General features: G+C 67.1%; 16 protein-coding genes. 5 read left to right on the top strand and 11 right to left on the bottom strand.

What is annotated here, in order from left to right; genetic code table 11:
• The 5 genes from hydA to ACFYRU_RS28520 all read right to left on the bottom strand — a co-directional run bounded on the left by hydA (window position 1) and on the right by ACFYRU_RS28520 (window position 4,753).
• The gene (gene hydA, locus ACFYRU_RS28540) at window positions 1-1,407 is read right to left on the bottom strand and encodes a dihydropyrimidinase (RefSeq protein WP_387663952.1); all 1,407 of its coding nucleotides are present in this window, start codon (window positions 1,405-1,407) and stop codon (window positions 1-3) included.
• 12 nt (window positions 1,408-1,419) lie between these two features.
• The gene (locus ACFYRU_RS28535) at window positions 1,420-2,262 is read right to left on the bottom strand and encodes a nitrilase-related carbon-nitrogen hydrolase (protein ID WP_387663950.1); all 843 of its coding nucleotides are present in this window, start codon (window positions 2,260-2,262) and stop codon (window positions 1,420-1,422) included.
• Window positions 2,263-2,362: 100 nt separating this feature from the next.
• Window positions 2,363-3,544 (bottom strand): ABC transporter substrate-binding protein, encoded by a 1,182-nt coding sequence (locus ACFYRU_RS28530; RefSeq protein ID WP_387663948.1) that lies wholly within the window; start codon window positions 3,542-3,544, stop codon window positions 2,363-2,365.
• A 12-nt stretch (window positions 3,545-3,556) separates the two neighbouring features.
• On the bottom strand, window positions 3,557-4,369 hold the full coding sequence (locus ACFYRU_RS28525) for a TauD/TfdA dioxygenase family protein (protein WP_387663946.1): 813 nt from the start codon (window positions 4,367-4,369) through the stop codon (window positions 3,557-3,559).
• Between the two features lie 180 nt (window positions 4,370-4,549).
• A complete protein-coding gene (locus ACFYRU_RS28520; protein WP_387663944.1) occupies window positions 4,550-4,753 on the bottom strand; it encodes a hypothetical protein in 204 nt (67 codons plus the stop codon).
• Window positions 4,754-4,837: 84 nt separating this feature from the next.
• On the opposite strand from ACFYRU_RS28520, the gene ACFYRU_RS28515 reads away from it, so the two are divergent.
• Entirely contained in the window at window positions 4,838-5,269 is a 432-nt protein-coding gene (locus tag ACFYRU_RS28515) for an SRPBCC family protein (RefSeq protein ID WP_387663942.1), read from the top strand.
• A complete protein-coding gene (locus ACFYRU_RS28510; protein ID WP_387663940.1) occupies window positions 5,244-5,786 on the top strand; it encodes a TetR/AcrR family transcriptional regulator in 543 nt (180 codons plus the stop codon). The genes ACFYRU_RS28515 and ACFYRU_RS28510 overlap by 26 nt, the downstream gene beginning before the upstream one ends.
• On the opposite strand, the gene ACFYRU_RS28505 is transcribed toward ACFYRU_RS28510, so the two are convergent.
• Together ACFYRU_RS28505 and ACFYRU_RS28500 are read right to left on the bottom strand one after the other, a co-directional pair.
• Window positions 5,767-6,951 carry a serpin family protein gene (locus tag ACFYRU_RS28505; protein ID WP_387663939.1) on the bottom strand — a complete coding sequence of 395 codons (1,185 nt, stop codon included), beginning with the start codon at window positions 6,949-6,951 and terminating at the stop codon, window positions 5,767-5,769. The two genes, ACFYRU_RS28510 and ACFYRU_RS28505, sit on opposite strands and share 20 nt — an antisense overlap.
• Before the next feature lie 112 nt (window positions 6,952-7,063).
• Window positions 7,064-8,104 (bottom strand): serpin family protein, encoded by a 1,041-nt coding sequence (locus ACFYRU_RS28500; protein WP_387663937.1) that lies wholly within the window; start codon window positions 8,102-8,104, stop codon window positions 7,064-7,066.
• A 33-nt stretch (window positions 8,105-8,137) separates the two neighbouring features.
• On the opposite strand from ACFYRU_RS28500, the gene ACFYRU_RS28495 reads away from it, so the two are divergent.
• Window positions 8,138-8,770 carry a flavin reductase family protein gene (locus tag ACFYRU_RS28495; protein ID WP_387663935.1) on the top strand — a complete coding sequence of 211 codons (633 nt, stop codon included), beginning with the start codon at window positions 8,138-8,140 and terminating at the stop codon, window positions 8,768-8,770.
• Here the strand turns inward: ACFYRU_RS28495 and ACFYRU_RS28490 are convergent.
• Window positions 8,759-9,655, bottom strand: a complete 897-nt coding sequence (locus ACFYRU_RS28490; RefSeq protein ID WP_387663933.1) for an EamA family transporter — start codon at window positions 9,653-9,655, stop codon at window positions 8,759-8,761. The genes ACFYRU_RS28495 and ACFYRU_RS28490 overlap by 12 nt on opposite strands.
• Before the next feature lie 73 nt (window positions 9,656-9,728).
• On the opposite strand from ACFYRU_RS28490, the gene ACFYRU_RS28485 reads away from it, so the two are divergent.
• Window positions 9,729-10,637, top strand: coding sequence for a LysR family transcriptional regulator (locus ACFYRU_RS28485; protein WP_387663932.1), 909 nt, complete (start codon window positions 9,729-9,731; stop codon window positions 10,635-10,637).
• 44 nt (window positions 10,638-10,681) lie between these two features.
• Here ACFYRU_RS28485 and ACFYRU_RS28480 read toward each other — a convergent pair whose 3' ends face one another.
• Window positions 10,682-11,623: a helix-turn-helix transcriptional regulator gene (locus ACFYRU_RS28480; RefSeq protein WP_387663930.1), complete on the bottom strand. Its 942-nt coding sequence runs from the start codon at window positions 11,621-11,623 to the stop codon at window positions 10,682-10,684.
• A gap of 101 nt (window positions 11,624-11,724) precedes the next feature.
• Here ACFYRU_RS28480 and ACFYRU_RS28475 point away from each other — a divergent pair, with 101 nt between their 5' ends.
• Entirely contained in the window at window positions 11,725-13,164 is a 1,440-nt protein-coding gene (locus ACFYRU_RS28475) for an MFS transporter (protein ID WP_387663928.1), read from the top strand.
• On the opposite strand, the gene ACFYRU_RS28470 is transcribed toward ACFYRU_RS28475, so the two are convergent.
• The gene (locus ACFYRU_RS28470; RefSeq protein WP_387663926.1) at window positions 13,127-13,879 is read right to left on the bottom strand and encodes a pentapeptide repeat-containing protein; all 753 of its coding nucleotides are present in this window, start codon (window positions 13,877-13,879) and stop codon (window positions 13,127-13,129) included. The genes ACFYRU_RS28475 and ACFYRU_RS28470 overlap by 38 nt on opposite strands.
• Window positions 13,863-14,984: a peptide chain release factor 2 gene (gene prfB / locus ACFYRU_RS28465; RefSeq protein ID WP_387663924.1), complete on the bottom strand. Its 1,122-nt coding sequence runs from the start codon at window positions 14,982-14,984 to the stop codon at window positions 13,863-13,865. The genes ACFYRU_RS28470 and prfB overlap by 17 nt, the downstream gene beginning before the upstream one ends.
• Window positions 14,985-14,986: the final 2 nt, after the last annotated feature.

Genomic DNA, 14,986 nt, shown 5'->3' with positions numbered 1-14,986 from the left:
CTACATCAGATAAGACGACAGGCCGCGTTTCAGGAACTTACCGCGACCGGCCCGGCCGTGGTAGTTGCCATCGGCCACGATCACCTCGCCGCGCGAGATCACCGTACCGACCCGGCCCTGGATCTCGACCCCTTCGTACGCCGAGTAGTCCATGTTCATGTGGTGCGTCTCGACGCCGATCCGGGTCGTCCCGTTCGGGTCGTAGACCACCAGGTCCGCGTCGGACCCCGGCTCGACGACGCCCTTCTGCGGGTACAGCCCGAACATCCGGGCCGGCGTGGTCGCGATCGTCTCCACCCAGCGTTCCAGCGAAAGCTTGCCGTCGACAACACCCTGGAAGACCAGGTCGACCCGGTGCTCGACGCCGCCGATCCCGTTCGGGATCTTGGAGAAGTCGCCGAGGCCGAGCTCCTTCTGGTCCTTCATGCAGAACGGGCAGTGGTCGGTCGACACGATCGCGAGATCGTTGTTCCGCAGCCCTTTCCACAGGTCGCGCTGGTGGTGCTCGTGCTTACTCCGCAACGGTGTCGAGCAGACCCACTTCGCGCCCTCGAACCCCGGCGCGCCGAGCTGGTCCTCGAGCGTCAGGTACAGGTACTGCGGACAGGTCTCGGCGAACACGTTCCGCCCCAGGTCGCGCGCCTCCGCGACCTTCGCGAGCGCCTCGCTCGCGGACAGGTGGACGATGTACAGCGGGCAGTCCCGGGCCACCTCGGCGAGCGCGATCGCCCGGTTCGTGGCCTCCGCCTCGAGCGCGGCCGGGCGGGTGATGCCGTGATAGATCGGGTCGGTCTCGCCGCGCTCGATCGCCTGCTGGACGAGGACGTCGATCGCGATCCCGTTCTCGGCGTGCATCATGATCATCGCGCCGTTCTCCCGCGCAGTCTGCATCGCGCGGAGGATCTGCCCGTCGTCGGAGTAGAAGACGCCCGGGTAGGCCATGAACAGCTTGAAGCTGGTGATCCCCTCGTCCGCGACCAGCTGGTCCATCGCCTTCAGCGCGTCCGCGTCGACCCCGCCGAGGATCATGTGGAACGCGTAGTCGATGTGGCACTGGCCGTCGGCCTTCGCATGCCACGCGGCGAGCCCGTCCTGAACGACCTCGCCGGTGCGCTGCACGGCGAAGTCGATGATCGTCGTGGTGCCGCCGAACGCCGCCGCGCGGGTCCCGGTGTCGAACGTGTCGCTCGCCGCGGTACCGCCGAAGGGCAGCTGCATGTGCGTGTGCGCGTCGATCCCGCCCGGGATCACGTACTTGCCCTCGGCATCGATCACCTGGTCGGCGGTGATCTGCGGCGTGAACGACGGGTCGAGGACCGCGACGATCCTCTCGCCGTCGACCAGCACGTCCGCTCGGCGGGTCCCGGTCGGTCCGATGACGGTGCCACCTTTGACGAGCAAAGACATTCGCGATCCCCTCTACGGTTTCGTCAGGTCTCCGTATGCGTCCGGGCGGCGGTCGCGGTAGAACTGCCAGCGGTCGCGGACCGTGTCCAGCAGCCCGAGGTCCAGGTCGCGGACTATCAGTTCCGGATCGTGGTCGTGCCCGACGTCGCCGACGAACTTCCCCTCCGGGTCGACGAAGTACGACGTACCGTAGAAGTCGTTGTCGCCGAACTCGGACTCGATCCCGACCCGGTTGATCGCGCCGATGAAGTACTCGTTCGCGACCGCCGACGCCGGCTGCTCGAGTTTCCACAGGTACGCCGAGAGGCCGCGGCTGGTCGCCGACGGGTTGAACACGATCTTCGCGCCGGCCAGCCCGAGCGCCCGCCAGCCCTCCGGGAAGTGCCGGTCGTAGCAGATGTACACGCCGATCCGCCCGACCGCGGTGTCGAAGATCGGGTACCCGAGGTTGCCCGGGCGGAAGTAGAACTTCTCCCAGAACCCCTTCACCTGCGGGATGTGGTTCTTCCGGTACTTCCCGAGATAGGTGCCGTCGGCATCGATGACGGCGGCGGTGTTGTACAGCACGCCCGGCTGCTCCTGCTCGTACACCGGCAGCACCATCACCATCCCGAGCTCCCGCGCGAGCTGCGCGAACCGCTCGGTGGTCGGGCCCGGTACGGACTCGGCGTACTCGTAGTACTCCGCGTCCTGCTTCTGACAGAAGTACGGCCCGTAGAACAACTCCTGGAAGCAGATGACCTGCGCCCCCTGCGCCGCAGCCTGCCGCGCGTAGTCCTCGTGCGCCTTGATCATGGACTCCTTGTCACCCGTCCAAGAAGTCTGAACAAGCGCCGCCCTGACAACCTCCGCCACAAGAACCTCCCCGATAGCCGAGCCCCCATGCTCCATCCACCCCGCCCCGCCAGTCAACGGATGCGGATCGGGCCACGAGGGATCGGCCGGACAGACACCGTCAGCCGGCGGGACGTCCGATCGCCGGATCGACGAACTCGTTGGTGACCAACTCGGTAGGTCCGAGCGGCGAGGCTGGGCCACTCTTCTGGGCCTTGAAGATCGGAACAGTGATGTCCAGGAGCTTCTGCACGTCGGCAAGGTCGAAGTCGCCAATGGTCGAATTCTTCCCATTGCCCACGAGCCCAGTGTCCTTCAGGGTCTTCGCATCGTACGCCAACAGCGCCGGCGAGTGGTCCGTGTTTCCCTTGTACGCCTCGTTGAGCCGGAAAATGAAGTCCAGCGTCGTCGCAGGCGAATCGATGAAGTCGACAGACGAACGCTGAATCAGCGGCACAAGCCGCTTCAAGCACGGCGCCAGTTCGTCCTTCTTCGCTGTCGGAATCGCCAGGTCGATGCCGTAGTTCGGATATCCGGCATCATTGATCAACTGGTACTTGACCGGCTTGCCCCACTGTTTCACATCATGCTCCAGCACATACGGTTCATTCGTGACGAAGCCCGACTGTGCATACTTGCCGTTGCCAGCCACGAACTTCGACGGCGATCCATCGTAAGACCCGTCGACCTGACTCTTCTTCAGAATGCCGGCGCCGATCAAGTATTGCATGTACGTATCACCATCGAAATACAGAACCGTGGCGTTGGTCTTCCCGATGTCGGCAATCGTTTTGAAGTCAGGATACGTCTGCGGATCCCATAATATCCCTTGCCCGTCGCCGTCCAGAAACGCATACACGCTCAGCGTGGGCTGTTTGGCGTACAACTGAATCGACTCGTCAAGGCTCGTCGCAGCCATTTGGATACTCTTGTCCAGGTACATCTGCGCCCCGGTTTGAGTGTAACCGATCGCCGGCCCACCCGCCCGGAGCTCCAGGCGTATACCCATATCAATGCCGCGAGTCACCAGACGACCGGACACCTTCTTTGCGCCGGTGTCGATCTTTGGATCTCCCTGAATAAAGCTGTACAAAGCGCCCAACTCGGGCGCGGGCAACCAGTTCCCCTGGATGACAAGCGGGTCCGGGCATACGCCGGCCAAAGATGAACTCAATGACGATCCGGCAGCAGTTGGCGACGATGCTCCCGAGCTCGTGGCGACGTTCTTCTCCGTTCCGCCACACCCCGCCAGCAGCAGACTGGATACGATGGCCACCGAGACCGCAGACCTGATGATGTGCATGCGACTACCTCTCTAATACGGCCTGTCACCGGCAATCTGAACCCTGATCCCAGATCTGGTGTCGGGATAGTAGTCCCAGATGGCGAGGTGCTGGGTACAGCGGTTGTCCCAGAACGCCACCGAGTTCGGCTGCCACCTGAATCTCACCTGGAACATCGGATCGGCACAGTGCTGATACAGGTAGCCAAGGATCGCGCGGCTCTCCGCCGCTCCGACGCCAACGATCCTGGTTGTATAAGTCGAGTTCACAAAGATTGCCTTTCGGCCGGTGACCGGATGCACACGGATCACCGGATGCGTGGTCACCGGATAATCTCGCTTCAAATCCGGGAAAACGCTGCGGAACAGCGGCCCACAGTCATGCTCAGCCGACATCCCCTCCAGATATGACTGCATACCGGATGACAGGGCGTCGTAGGCTGCGTACATGCTGGCGAAGAGCGTGTCACCGCCGACCGCCGGAACCTCCGGTAGGTACAGAATGCTGCCCATCGGCGGTTCGGTCCGGCACGACATATCCGAATGCCACTCGTCACCAGCTACCTTGGTCGAGTCGACGTCTGCGTGGATCACGGTGATCTCGGGATGCTCGGCGACGCCGTCGACCGCCTGATGGAGAGTCAGCTCCCCGAATTGCCGGCCGAAGGCTTTCAGCGTCGCGTGATCGAGACGCTGCTCCCGGAAGAACACGACCTGATGCTCCAGCAGAGCGTGCTCGACGACGTCGCGATCTGCCGGTGCCAGCGGCTGCGAGATATCGACGCCCGCGATCTCGGCACCGATATTCCGGGTGAGCTGCCTGATTTGAATTCCAGTCTGCAGCATCGTGACCTCGAATCGCTGAGGAAATCACGGGAAGGCCCCTTAAAAATCTAAGGAGCCAGCCTGAAGTCGAGCTGAATCGAGACTGAATCAACCAGATGGGACGGCCGCCGCAGAGCCGACGCCGAACCGGCCGTCGGGGTCGGTGAAGACCCGGACGACCTCGACGTGCAGGTCGGTCAACTACAGGACGGCGATCGCGGCGACGACGGCGATCAGGATCACCGCAGCACCGACGATGGCGAGGATCCGGCCGTTGAGCTTCGGTTCGGTCTTCGCCTCGGTCTGGCCCTCGTTGACGAAGGCGCGGAACATCTGCGTGCTCGCGCCCGGGTCCTGCTCGTTCTCAAGGTTCTGCAGGTTCTGCGGGACGTTCTGGTCAGCCATGGCCCAAGACCCTACCTGCCGCGGGTTCGCGGCGAGCAGCCCGCCCGCCGAAGCCTCATACAGACTTGATGTACCATTTGGTACATGCGCTTCGATCACTCCACCACGATCCAGGCCGCGCCCGAGCGGGTCTGGGAGGTCTTCAGCGATGTCGAGCGGTGGCCCGACTGGACCCCGACCGTCGATTCCGTCGAGCGGCTGGACGCCGGCCGGATCCATGTCGGCGCCCGCACCCGGATCCGCCAGCCCAAGCTCCCGGTGGCCGTGTGGGAGGTCACCGAGCTCAAGGAAGGCGAGTACTTCGAGTGGGTCTCGAAGGCGCCCGGGATCAAGACGACAGGCGGGCACCGCGTGATCAGCACGCCGGACGGCACGGTCGCGACCGCCACGATCGTCCAGGAAGGCCCGCTCGGCTGGCTGTTCGGCCGCCTGTACGCCAACCTGACCAAGAACTACATCGCCACCGAGACGCAGAAACTCAAGGAGATCAGTGAGTCGCGACAGTCTGCTGGCTGACGCGGTCGAGCATTTCGCGAAGAACGGGATCGGCGACGCGAGTCTGCGCAGTATCGCGACCTCGATCGGTACCAGCCACCGGATGCTGATCTACCACTTCGGCTCCCGCGAGGGCCTGCTCGCCGAAGTGGTCCGTACGGTCGAGCAACAGCAACGCGACCTGCTCGCCACCTTGTCGGATCTCCCGGTCGAGGAGCAGGCCGAGCAGTTCTGGCGCCGCGTGACCGAGGCCGCGCTGGTGTACGGTCCGCTGTTCTTCGAGCTGAGCGCGCACGCGATGCAGGACCTGCCGCACACCGAGTCGCTCAAGACAGACCTGATCAACGTCTGGCTCCCGCCGCTGATCGACCTGTGCATCCGCGCCGGTCTCCCCGCCGACCAGGCGCCGGCGTACGCACGCCTCGGCCTGGCGGCGTCGCGCGGGTTGCTGTTCGACCTGCTGCTGACCGGCGATCAGGCCGGCGTCGACGAGGCGTCCGCGCTGCTCAACCGGCTGTTCACTCTCCCGGCTCGGTAGGCGTCTCGACCCGGCCGGCCACGATCGGGAGCCGCGATTCGCGCAGTACGGCGACGAACGCGAACGGCCGGTCGAACGTCACGTCCAGCCGCCGCTCCTGCCGGGTGACCATCGCGGCCCGCGTCATCGCCATCGAGGTCACCGCCGCGGCCTCGAACCCGGTCGCGAAGAACCGGGCGAGTACCCGCTGCTTGGCCTGATCGATCCGCAACGGCGTCGGACTGAGCGCGCTGAAGTGCCCACGCGCACCCGGATCCGACGAGACCGCGGACAATCCGAACAGTTCCCGCAACTGCAGCAGGTCGTGTTCGACGTCGATGCTGAACGACGGCAGCGACAGCTTCACCTCGGGCCGTGACGACGTCGTCTGACCGATCCGCACACCCGGCGCGACCTCCGAGCCGACCTCCTCCTGCTCGATCAGCGCGGTCCCGGGCACACCGCCGTCGGGTTGCGCGGCAACGTCCAGCAGCCCGGCGAGTACGTCGGCCTGCGCGGTCTGCGGCTGCCCGATCGCGAGCAGTACGTCGACGTCGGCGTCACCGGCGACCGTGACGACGGTCAGCCAGGCCGCGGCCGGATGCTCGTAGCGGCGGACGCTGTCGAGGTCCTGCGCGGAGCGCTCCAGCCAGTGCCACGAACCCGCCCACGGCCCGTCAGGAACATGGCGGAGCTGCTCGGTGAACGGGCGGACCCACTTCGTCCGCAGCAGGATCGCGGAGGCGAGGACGAACAGGACCCCGGCGTCGAGGTCGACCGGCATCGAGCGGATCAGGTCGTCGGTGTGGTCCGCGGCCCAGGCGTCGAGTTTCGGCTTGTCCACGGCCGGGTTCCCGGTCAGCAGGCCGACCAGCGGCGCGGGCATCACGCTGTCGAAGCTTTCCGCGAGCTTCAACTGCTCGTCCACCCACACCCCCAGCGCGGCGTGCAGATCGGCGGACTCCTCGATCGTCTCGACCAGCCGGATCGCCGCAGCCGCGCCGCCGGCCGGGTCCACCCCGGCCGCCGCGGCGAGTTCCGTCCGCCCCGGCTCGTCTGCACCACTTGCGAGCAGCGCGAGCAACGGCCAGACCCCGAGCCCGGCCACGACGGTGTTCTCCGCGGGCAACGCACGCGCCCAGCGGGCGGTGAGTTCGCTGACTGCACGCACCACGTCGGCATCCATAACCCCACCCTGCCACGCCCGGACGCCCAGGCCATCACAATCGCGACCCGAACCTCCGGCCGAGCGTGCGGCCTGCGCCGACCGGCCGATTGCGATGGCCTGGCGGTCCGCCCTAGTTCACCCAGCCGGCGACGACCGGCACGCCGGTCGGTCGGTGCACGGCGACGAAGCCGAACGGGCGCTCGAGGTTGACGTACAACGCCTTCTGGTCGAACACCGGCGCCGCCCCGGCAGCCATCGCCATCGACGTCACCGCGGCGGCCTCGAACCCGGTCGCGGAGAAGCGTGCCATCACCGCCTGCCGCGCCTGGTCGATCGCCAACGGCTGCGGGCTCAGCCCCGGGAAGTGCCCCCGGCTCGGGTCGGACGCCGCCGTCAACCCGAACACGTCCCGGTGCTGCAGCAGATCGTGTTCCGCATCGATCTCGAAGGACGGCATCGACAGGATCACCGCGGACCGCATCGACTCGATCACCTCGACGCCCGGCGCGGACCGCTCCGTCGCCAGCACCTCGGCCCCAGGCATCCCGTCGTCCAACGAAAGCGCCGCACCCAACACGACGGCACGCCCACCGTCCCCGACCACGAGCCGTACGTCGAACTCCCCGACGCCCCGCACCGTCACCACGGTGAGAGGTCCCGCCGCCGTGTCGTGTACTCGCAGGCTGTCGAGGTCGCCGTCGGTCCGGCTCAACCACCGCTGATCGCCGCGCGGATACTCGTCGAACGGCAACTCCCACTCCGTCTTCAACGCCAGCGCCGACGCCAGTACGAGCAGTACATCGGGCGTCAGCTCGACCGGCATCCGCCGCAGCAACCCGTCCGTACGCTCGACGACCCACGCGTCCAGTGCAGCCTGATCCGTCAACGTTCCGCGAACCTCGGGCGGCAGGAACCGGTCCACGCCCGCCTGCAGTTCGAGGTCCGGCCGGGTCCACAACCCGAGCGCCATCCGCAGACCGGGCGCCTCGAGCAGACCGCCGTACCGCTCGCCGGCTGCTTCGGCCAGCTCGGTGTGGGCAGGCTCGTCCGCGACCTCGGCCAGGATCGCGAGCAACGGCTGTACGCCGAGCCCGGAGACGACCGTGCTGTCCTCGCCGGGCAGCGCGGCGATCCATCGCGCGGTCAGGCGACCGACCTGTTCAGCGTCCACTCACACATCCTCGCGCATCCACGTTGCATCCACATGAAGCGCACAGTCGAGCCCAAGGTCCTGTACTTCGGTACGCCGGTCGTCCTGATCAGCTCGTTCAACCCCGACGGCAGTACGAACCTCGCCCCGATGTCGTCGGCCTGGTGGCTCGGGTACACCGCGATGCTCGGGATGGGGGGCAGCGCCCAGACCGTGAAGAACCTCGCCGTACGGCCGGAGATCGTGCTGAACCTGGTCGATCCGGAGATGGTCGCCGCGCTGGATCGGATCGCGTTGCTGACCGGGTCGGAGGAGATGTCCGACGCGAAGCGGGCCCGCGGGTACCGGTACGAGCCGGACAAGTTCGCGGCCGGCGGGCTGACGCGGGAGGCAGCGGAGAACGGTCTGGACGGTGTTGCCGAGAGTCCGATCAACCTCGAAGGGACGATCCAGGCGATCCACAAGCTCGGCGGACCGGACTCGAACCTGTGCGGGCTGGAGATGCGGGTCGAGCGGGTGCAGGTCCGGGAGGACCTGCTGATGAGCAACGACCGCTACATCGACCCGCTGCGCTGGGATCCGCTGATCATGAAGTTCACCGAGTACTTCGCCGGTGGCGCGCCGGCGTACCCGTCCTCGCTCGCCCGCGGCTGGCAGATGCCGCCGATGGTGCTGTCAGGAAACTGAGGCCAGCTCGCCGGACTCCGCCGCGCGCGGGGTCCGGCGCCGAACGATCGTGCACGCCATCCCGCCGATCACCAGCACCGCGGCGATCGCCTGCTGCAGCCCGACCGCCTCACCGCGCAGTACCCAGGCCGCGGACATCCCGACCACCGGCACCAGCAGCGAGAACGGCGCGACCGTGCTGGCGTCGTACTGCCGCAACAAGTAACCCCACACGCCGAACCCGAACAGCGTGGCTGCGAACGCGAGGTACGCGATCGCCCCGACACCGCTCGGTCGCAGGTCTTTCAGCGCGTCGAGGTCGGCGCGCGGTCCTTCGGTGAGGAACGAGAGGATCAGCAGCGGTACGACGGCCACGGCGCTGATCCACACCATGAAGCGCAGCGTGTCCGGCGGCTTGGCGTACCGGGTGATGGTGTTCGACACGCCCCAGAACCCGGCGGCGACGATCACCAGCACGAGCGAACCGACCGGTGCCGACAGCTTCTTGTCGAGCACGATCAGCACGATGCCGACACACGCGACGACGATGCCGACGACTTGCGCGGGCCGCGGGCGTTCCCGCAGTACGGCGATCGCGAACAGGACCGTGAAGATCACCTGGCTCTGCAGCACCAGCGACGACAGCCCGGCCGGTACGCCGTGGTCCATCGCGATGAACAGCAACCCGAACTTCGCCACGCCGAGCGCGAGCCCGACGCCGACGACGTACCGCCACGGAACGCGCGGCTTGCCGAGCAGGAAGATCGCCGGTACGGCGGCGAAGAAGAACCGCAGTGCGGACAGCAGCAGCGGCGGTACGCCCTCCAGACCGACCTCGATGACGACGAAGTTGATGCCCCAGACAACGACGACGGCGAGGGCGAGGAGCAGGTCACGAGGCTTCATACGGTCCAGTGTCGGCGGGAGTACACTTAAGGACCAGCACCGATTGCTACCGCCTTCAGTGTAGGAGTGCTACATGATCGATCTCGGCCGGTTGCGCGCGCTGCACGCCGTCGCGCAGTACGGATCGGTCAATCGTGCGGCCGACGTACTCGGCTACACGCCGTCCGCGGTGTCGCAGCAGCTGGCCAAACTGGAGCGGGAGACGCGGACGACGCTGATCGAACGCCAGGGCCGCGGGATCGTACTGACCGACGCGGCGCGGCAGCTCGCGGCGACCGCGGCGCGGATTCTCGAACTGGTCGAGGACGCCGAACTGACGCTGGAAGAGCAACGTGGACAGGCGATCGGGACATTGAGCATCGCCGCGTTCCCGACCGCGGCGCGCGGACTGCTGCCGCCGGCGCTGGCGCGGATCGTCCACGATCATCCCGACCTTGACGTGCGAGTGCTGGAGACAGATCCGTTCGAGGCCGTCGCCGCGGTGAATCGCGGCGAGCTCGACATCGCGATCGTGCACGACTGGCACAACACCCCACTCGGCCTGCCGGACGGGCTGTCGCGGGTGAAGCTCGGTGTCGACCCGGCCGACGTACTCGTACCGGCCACGCATCGCCTTGCGGGCAAGGAGTTCGTCCGCGCGGAGGACCTGGTCGGCGAGCGGTGGATCTGCCAGCCGGTCGGATCGATCTGCCACGAATGGCTGATCCGGACGATGCGCCGCGCGGGAGTCGAGCCCGACGTCGCGTACTCGGTCGCCGAGTACCAGACCCAGCTCGCGATGCTGGCCCGCGGTCTCGGTGTCGGCCTGCTCCCCCGCCTCGGCCGCGGACCGGTCCCGGACGGCGTGGTCGTCATACCACTGCAGCCCGCGCCGAGCCGCCGTCTGTACGCCGTCTGGCGGACGACCACGTCCCGCCGGCCGGCGATCGCCGTCACGCTCGCCACCCTGAAAGCGGCCTGGCCGGACCGCGACACCGCGTGAACCGTTGACAGCGCTCCGCGATACCTCTAGGTTCGCGTGAACTGTTAGGAAACTTTCCTAACTGTAGTTCCCCGGCCGACCTGCCCGGCGGCCGGGGTGCGGCCCGGCTGGCCCGCCCCGGCAGCCGGGCCGTGTCTCCCGTTCGGCGCCTCGACGATCTGCCGGAGCTTGACCTCGGTCTCGTCGTCGAGCGCCGTGTAGACGGTCGCCCGCATCGGGCCGAGCTGCGACAGCCACAGGTTCACCGGATCGATCCGGAGCAGCCCGTACCCGTCGACCTCCAGCGTCTTCGTCCGCGTACTCGGCGCGGCCACGTCGTACCGCTCCCAGAGCTCGGCGAAGTACGGCGAGTTGTTCAGCAGGCGCCGGATCAGGTCCTGCCAGAGCGCGTCACCGACGTGTTCGGCCGACGCGGCCCGGAACGCCGCGACCATGTGGTGCCTGGTCGTCTCGGCGTCGACGAAGTTGCACTTCCACTCGGTCGACACGAAGTTGAGCCAGAGCAGGTTCCGCTCCTCGACGGGCACCTGCTCGAGATCGATGACGACCCGGCAGTACGCCTCGTTGAACGCGAAGATGTCGTACCGCTTGTTCAGCACGAGGGCCGGGTACGGCGAGACGGCGTCGAGCGTCTTCTGGACCGACGGCGGCAGCACCGAGCACTCACCCAGGGCGGGTCCGAGCTGCAGCCCGGCCAGCCGGTACAGGTGGTTGCGTTCCTGCCGGTCGAACCGCAGTGCGGTCGCGATCGCGTCCAGGACCTGGGCGGACACGTTGATGTCGCGGCCCTGCTCGAGCCAGGTGTACCAGGTGACACCGACGCCGGCGAGCAGCGCGACCTCCTCGCGGCGCAGTCCCGGCGTACGGCGGCGGCCGCCCGGCGCGAAGCCCACCTCGTCCGGCCGGATGCGCTCGCGCCGGCTGCGCAGGAACACCCCGAGCTCGCGGCGCTGGGCTGTTGCCGTTGTGTCGGTGGTGGCTGTCATGCTTCCATCATGGCCACAGGCCGAGCCTGGTGCCAGGTGCTGCGAGTAATAGGATAACCAGGCTCTCACCACCAGGCTCCGGGACAGTTCAGGCTGGTCGCATGACAGACCAGCTCCAAACCACCACACCCCCGGTCGCCACCCGATCACAGGCCGGGCTCGGACCGGTGGCTCTCACCAGCCTGTTGTTCGGCGCCCTGCTCCCGGCGCTGTCCTTCTTCATGATCAACGTCTCGCTCCCGGCCATCGCGAAGGACCTTCGCGCGGACGCCGGACAACTGCAGCTCGTCGTCGGCGGGTACGGCATCGCCGTCGCGACGCTCCTCGTCGTCGGCGGGCGGCTGGGCGACAGCTTCGGCCGCCGCCGGTTGTTCCTGATCGGCCTGGCCGGGTTCACCGTGACGGCGCTGATCTGCGCGATCGCGCCGACGATCGGCGTACTGCTCGCGGCCCGGATCGTCCAGGGCGTCTCCGGCGCCGCCATCACCCCACAGGTGCTGGCGTCGATCACCAGCCTGCTGACGGGCGAACACCGGGCACGCGCGATGGCGTGGTTCGGCGTGGCGAACGGTATTGCGGCCGCGCTGGGGCAGATCCTCGGCGGGATCCTGATCGAGGCGAACCTGTTCGGCCTCGGTTGGCGTGCGGTGTTCCTGGTCTTCGTACCAGTCGGCATCATCGCGATCGTCGCAGCTCTCCGGGTGATCCCCGAGAGCAAGGCGGACCAGGTACACCGCGTTGACCTCGTCGGCGCCGTACTGCTTGCCATCACGCTCGTACTGCTCTTGCTGCCGCTCACAGAAGGCAGACCTCTCGGCTGGCCGCTGTGGACGTGGCTGAGTCTCGCTGCCGTCGTACCGGCGACCGTAGGTCTCGCACTGCACCAGCGCCGGGCGGAGCGCTCCGGGCACTCGCCGCTGATTCCCCCGTCGGTCTTGCAGCTGCGTGCGATGCGGATCGGTCTACTGCTGGCAGTCGGGTTCTTCACGACGTTCGGTGGGTTCATGTTCTGCTTCGCGCTCGCGACGCAGGGCGAGGCGCACATGACACCGCTGGAAGGCGGCTTGAGCCTGCTGCCATTGGCTGTTGGCTTCCTCATCACGTCGATCTACGGACCACAGCTGCAGCAGCGCTACGGCGCCGGCCTCATCCTCCGCGGCTGGCTCATCCAGGCCGTCGGCTACGCGCTCCTGGCGGTAGTAGCCCTGACCCTCTGGCCCCACGTAAACCCAGTCACCATCGGCGCCCCACTCCTGGTAGCCGGCGTAGGCTCCGGCCTGGTCATGGTCCCCCTGATCGGCGTAGTAGTAGGCCAGGTCCCCCCAGCCCAAGCAGGCATGGGCAGCGGCATCCTCCTAACCACCCAACAAACCTGCCTAGCCCTAGGAGCCGCCACCGTAGGCACCGCCTACCTCTCCCTAGCAGGCACAACCTGGGGCCAGGGCGGCGCACTAGCAGCAGTAGGCCTAGCCATCACCGCCATCTCACTCCTGATGGCCCCAGTCACCCACCAGCTGCGGTCCAGTGGGAAGGGCGCGTAAGAGCCTTCGGGAGTCTGGTTGTCTGGTCGCCTCGGGCGGCGTTTAGTTGGGGTTGGGTTAGGAAGAGGGCGCCTGTTAGGTCGGCGCCGCGGAGGTTGGCGTCTCGGAGGTCGGCGCCTATGAGGTCGGCTTGGCGGAGGTTGGCTTCGCGGAGGTCGGCGGCGATCAGGTAGGCGCCGCGGAGGTTGGCGTTGGAGAGGTCCGCCTTGTGCAGGCGGGCTCCGATCAGGTCCGCGCCGTGGCGGTCCTTCTTCTTCGGTTGTTTGCCGCGGACGGCGCGGCTGGTTTCCAGCAGGATCTCGTTGACGGCGGCGCGTTCGGCGGCCACGTCGACGTCGGCGAGGTTCGGCGTACGGCTGACTCGTTCGACCCGGTCGATTGCCGACTGCGCGTTCGCGTTGTACTCGAGGGCTTCCGTCAGGTACCAGAGCAATTCGTGCAGCTGGCGCAGGATCGGTAGCGCGGCGAACATCTCCGGACCGCGCCTCGACAGCTCCTGCCCGGCGCCGAAGCAGTCGTACACCGTGCAGCCCTGGAACCCCTTGGTACGGAGCTGACTGTGGATCGTGCAGCGGTGCTCGTCGCTCAGGTTCGGGCAGGGCTCACCGGCGGGTTTGTCGATCGCGAAGTCCGCCGACTTCGCGAACGTCAGTACGACGCAGCAGAGGCCGAGACAACTACCGCAGTCGGCCTGCAGTTCAGTTCTGGTCGGCAACCGTCTGGCCGGTCCGGCGCCAGCGGATGCCGGCCTCGATGAATTCGTCGATCTCACCGTCGAACACCCCGGACGTGTTCCCGGACTCGTACTGCGTCCGCAGGTCCTTCACCATCTGGTACGGGTGCAGGACGTACGACCGCATCTGGTCGCCCCACGAACCGGCCACGTCGCCACGCAGCGCGTCGAGCTGGGCCCGCTCCTCGGCCTTCTTCAGCGCGAGCAGCTTCGCCTTCAGGATGACCATCGCGCTGGCCTTGTTCTGCAGCTGCGACTTCTCGTTCTGGCAGGAGACCACGGTGCCGGTCGGCAGGTGCGTGATCCGGACGGCGGAGTCGGTCGTGTTGACGCTCTGCCCACCCGGACCGGACGACCGGTACACGTCGATCCGCAGCTCTTCTTCCGGTACGTCGATCTCGTCGGTCTGCTCAAGCACCGGCACCACCTCGACGGCGGCGAACGACGTCTGCCGGCGGCCCTGGTTGTCGAACGGCGAGATCCGCACCAGCCGGTGCGTACCGGATTCGACGGACAGCGTCCCGTACGCGTACGGCGCCTTGACCGCGAACGTGGTCGACTTGATCCCGGCCTCTTCGGCGTACGACGTGTCGTAGACGTCGGTCGGGTACCCGTGCCGCTCGGCGTAGCGCAGGTACATCCGCTGCAGCATCTCGGCGAAGTCCGCCGCGTCCACACCGCCCGCGCCGGAACGGATCGTGACCAGCGCCTCACGCTCGTCGTACTCGCCGGACAGCAGCGTGCGGACCTCGAGCGACTGGATCGCCTTGGCGACCGAGCCCATCTCCTTCTCCGCCTCGGCCAGGCTGTCGGCGTCGTTCTCCTCGCGACCGAGCTCGACCAGCACGCCGAGGTCGTCGAGCCGGCCGCGCAGGCCGCTGACCCGTTCGACGTCGGACTGCAGGCTGGACAGCCGGGACGTCACCTTCTGCGCGTTCGCCTGGTCGTCCCAGAGATCGGGCGCAGCGACCTGCTCGCCGAGCTCGTCGATCTCCTTGCGCAGTGCAGGGAGATCCATCACTTTCTCGATCGAGGTCATCGTCGCGTCGAGCTGTTTCAGCTCCGCGTCAAAATCCAGTCCAGCCACAA

Origin of the sequence: Kribbella sp. NPDC004536 (assembly GCF_042873835.1) — a bacterium.
Lineage (GTDB): Bacteria > Actinomycetota > Actinomycetes > Propionibacteriales > Kribbellaceae > Kribbella.
Note: the sequence above shows the minus strand (reverse complement) of the source record. Positions and strands in the feature narration are given on the sequence as shown.

Excerpts from the sequence above, each read along its gene's own strand:
- hydA (WP_387663952.1), bottom strand. The coding sequence starts at position 1,407 with ATGTCTTTGCTCGTCAAAGGTGGCACCGTCATCGGACCGACCGGGACC.
- ACFYRU_RS28530 (WP_387663948.1), bottom strand. The coding sequence starts at position 3,544 with ATGCACATCATCAGGTCTGCGGTCTCGGTGGCCATCGTATCCAGTCTG.
- ACFYRU_RS28525 (WP_387663946.1), bottom strand. The coding sequence starts at position 4,369 with ATGCTGCAGACTGGAATTCAAATCAGGCAGCTCACCCGGAATATCGGT.
- ACFYRU_RS28520 (WP_387663944.1), bottom strand. The coding sequence starts at position 4,753 with ATGGCTGACCAGAACGTCCCGCAGAACCTGCAGAACCTTGAGAACGAG.
- ACFYRU_RS28515 (WP_387663942.1), top strand. The coding sequence starts at position 4,838 with ATGCGCTTCGATCACTCCACCACGATCCAGGCCGCGCCCGAGCGGGTC.
- ACFYRU_RS28505 (WP_387663939.1), bottom strand. The coding sequence starts at position 6,951 with ATGGATGCCGACGTGGTGCGTGCAGTCAGCGAACTCACCGCCCGCTGG.
- ACFYRU_RS28495 (WP_387663935.1), top strand. The coding sequence starts at position 8,138 with ATGAAGCGCACAGTCGAGCCCAAGGTCCTGTACTTCGGTACGCCGGTC.
- ACFYRU_RS28490 (WP_387663933.1), bottom strand. The coding sequence starts at position 9,655 with ATGAAGCCTCGTGACCTGCTCCTCGCCCTCGCCGTCGTCGTTGTCTGG.
- ACFYRU_RS28485 (WP_387663932.1), top strand. The coding sequence starts at position 9,729 with ATGATCGATCTCGGCCGGTTGCGCGCGCTGCACGCCGTCGCGCAGTAC.
- ACFYRU_RS28480 (WP_387663930.1), bottom strand. The coding sequence starts at position 11,623 with ATGACAGCCACCACCGACACAACGGCAACAGCCCAGCGCCGCGAGCTC.
- ACFYRU_RS28475 (WP_387663928.1), top strand. The coding sequence starts at position 11,725 with ATGACAGACCAGCTCCAAACCACCACACCCCCGGTCGCCACCCGATCA.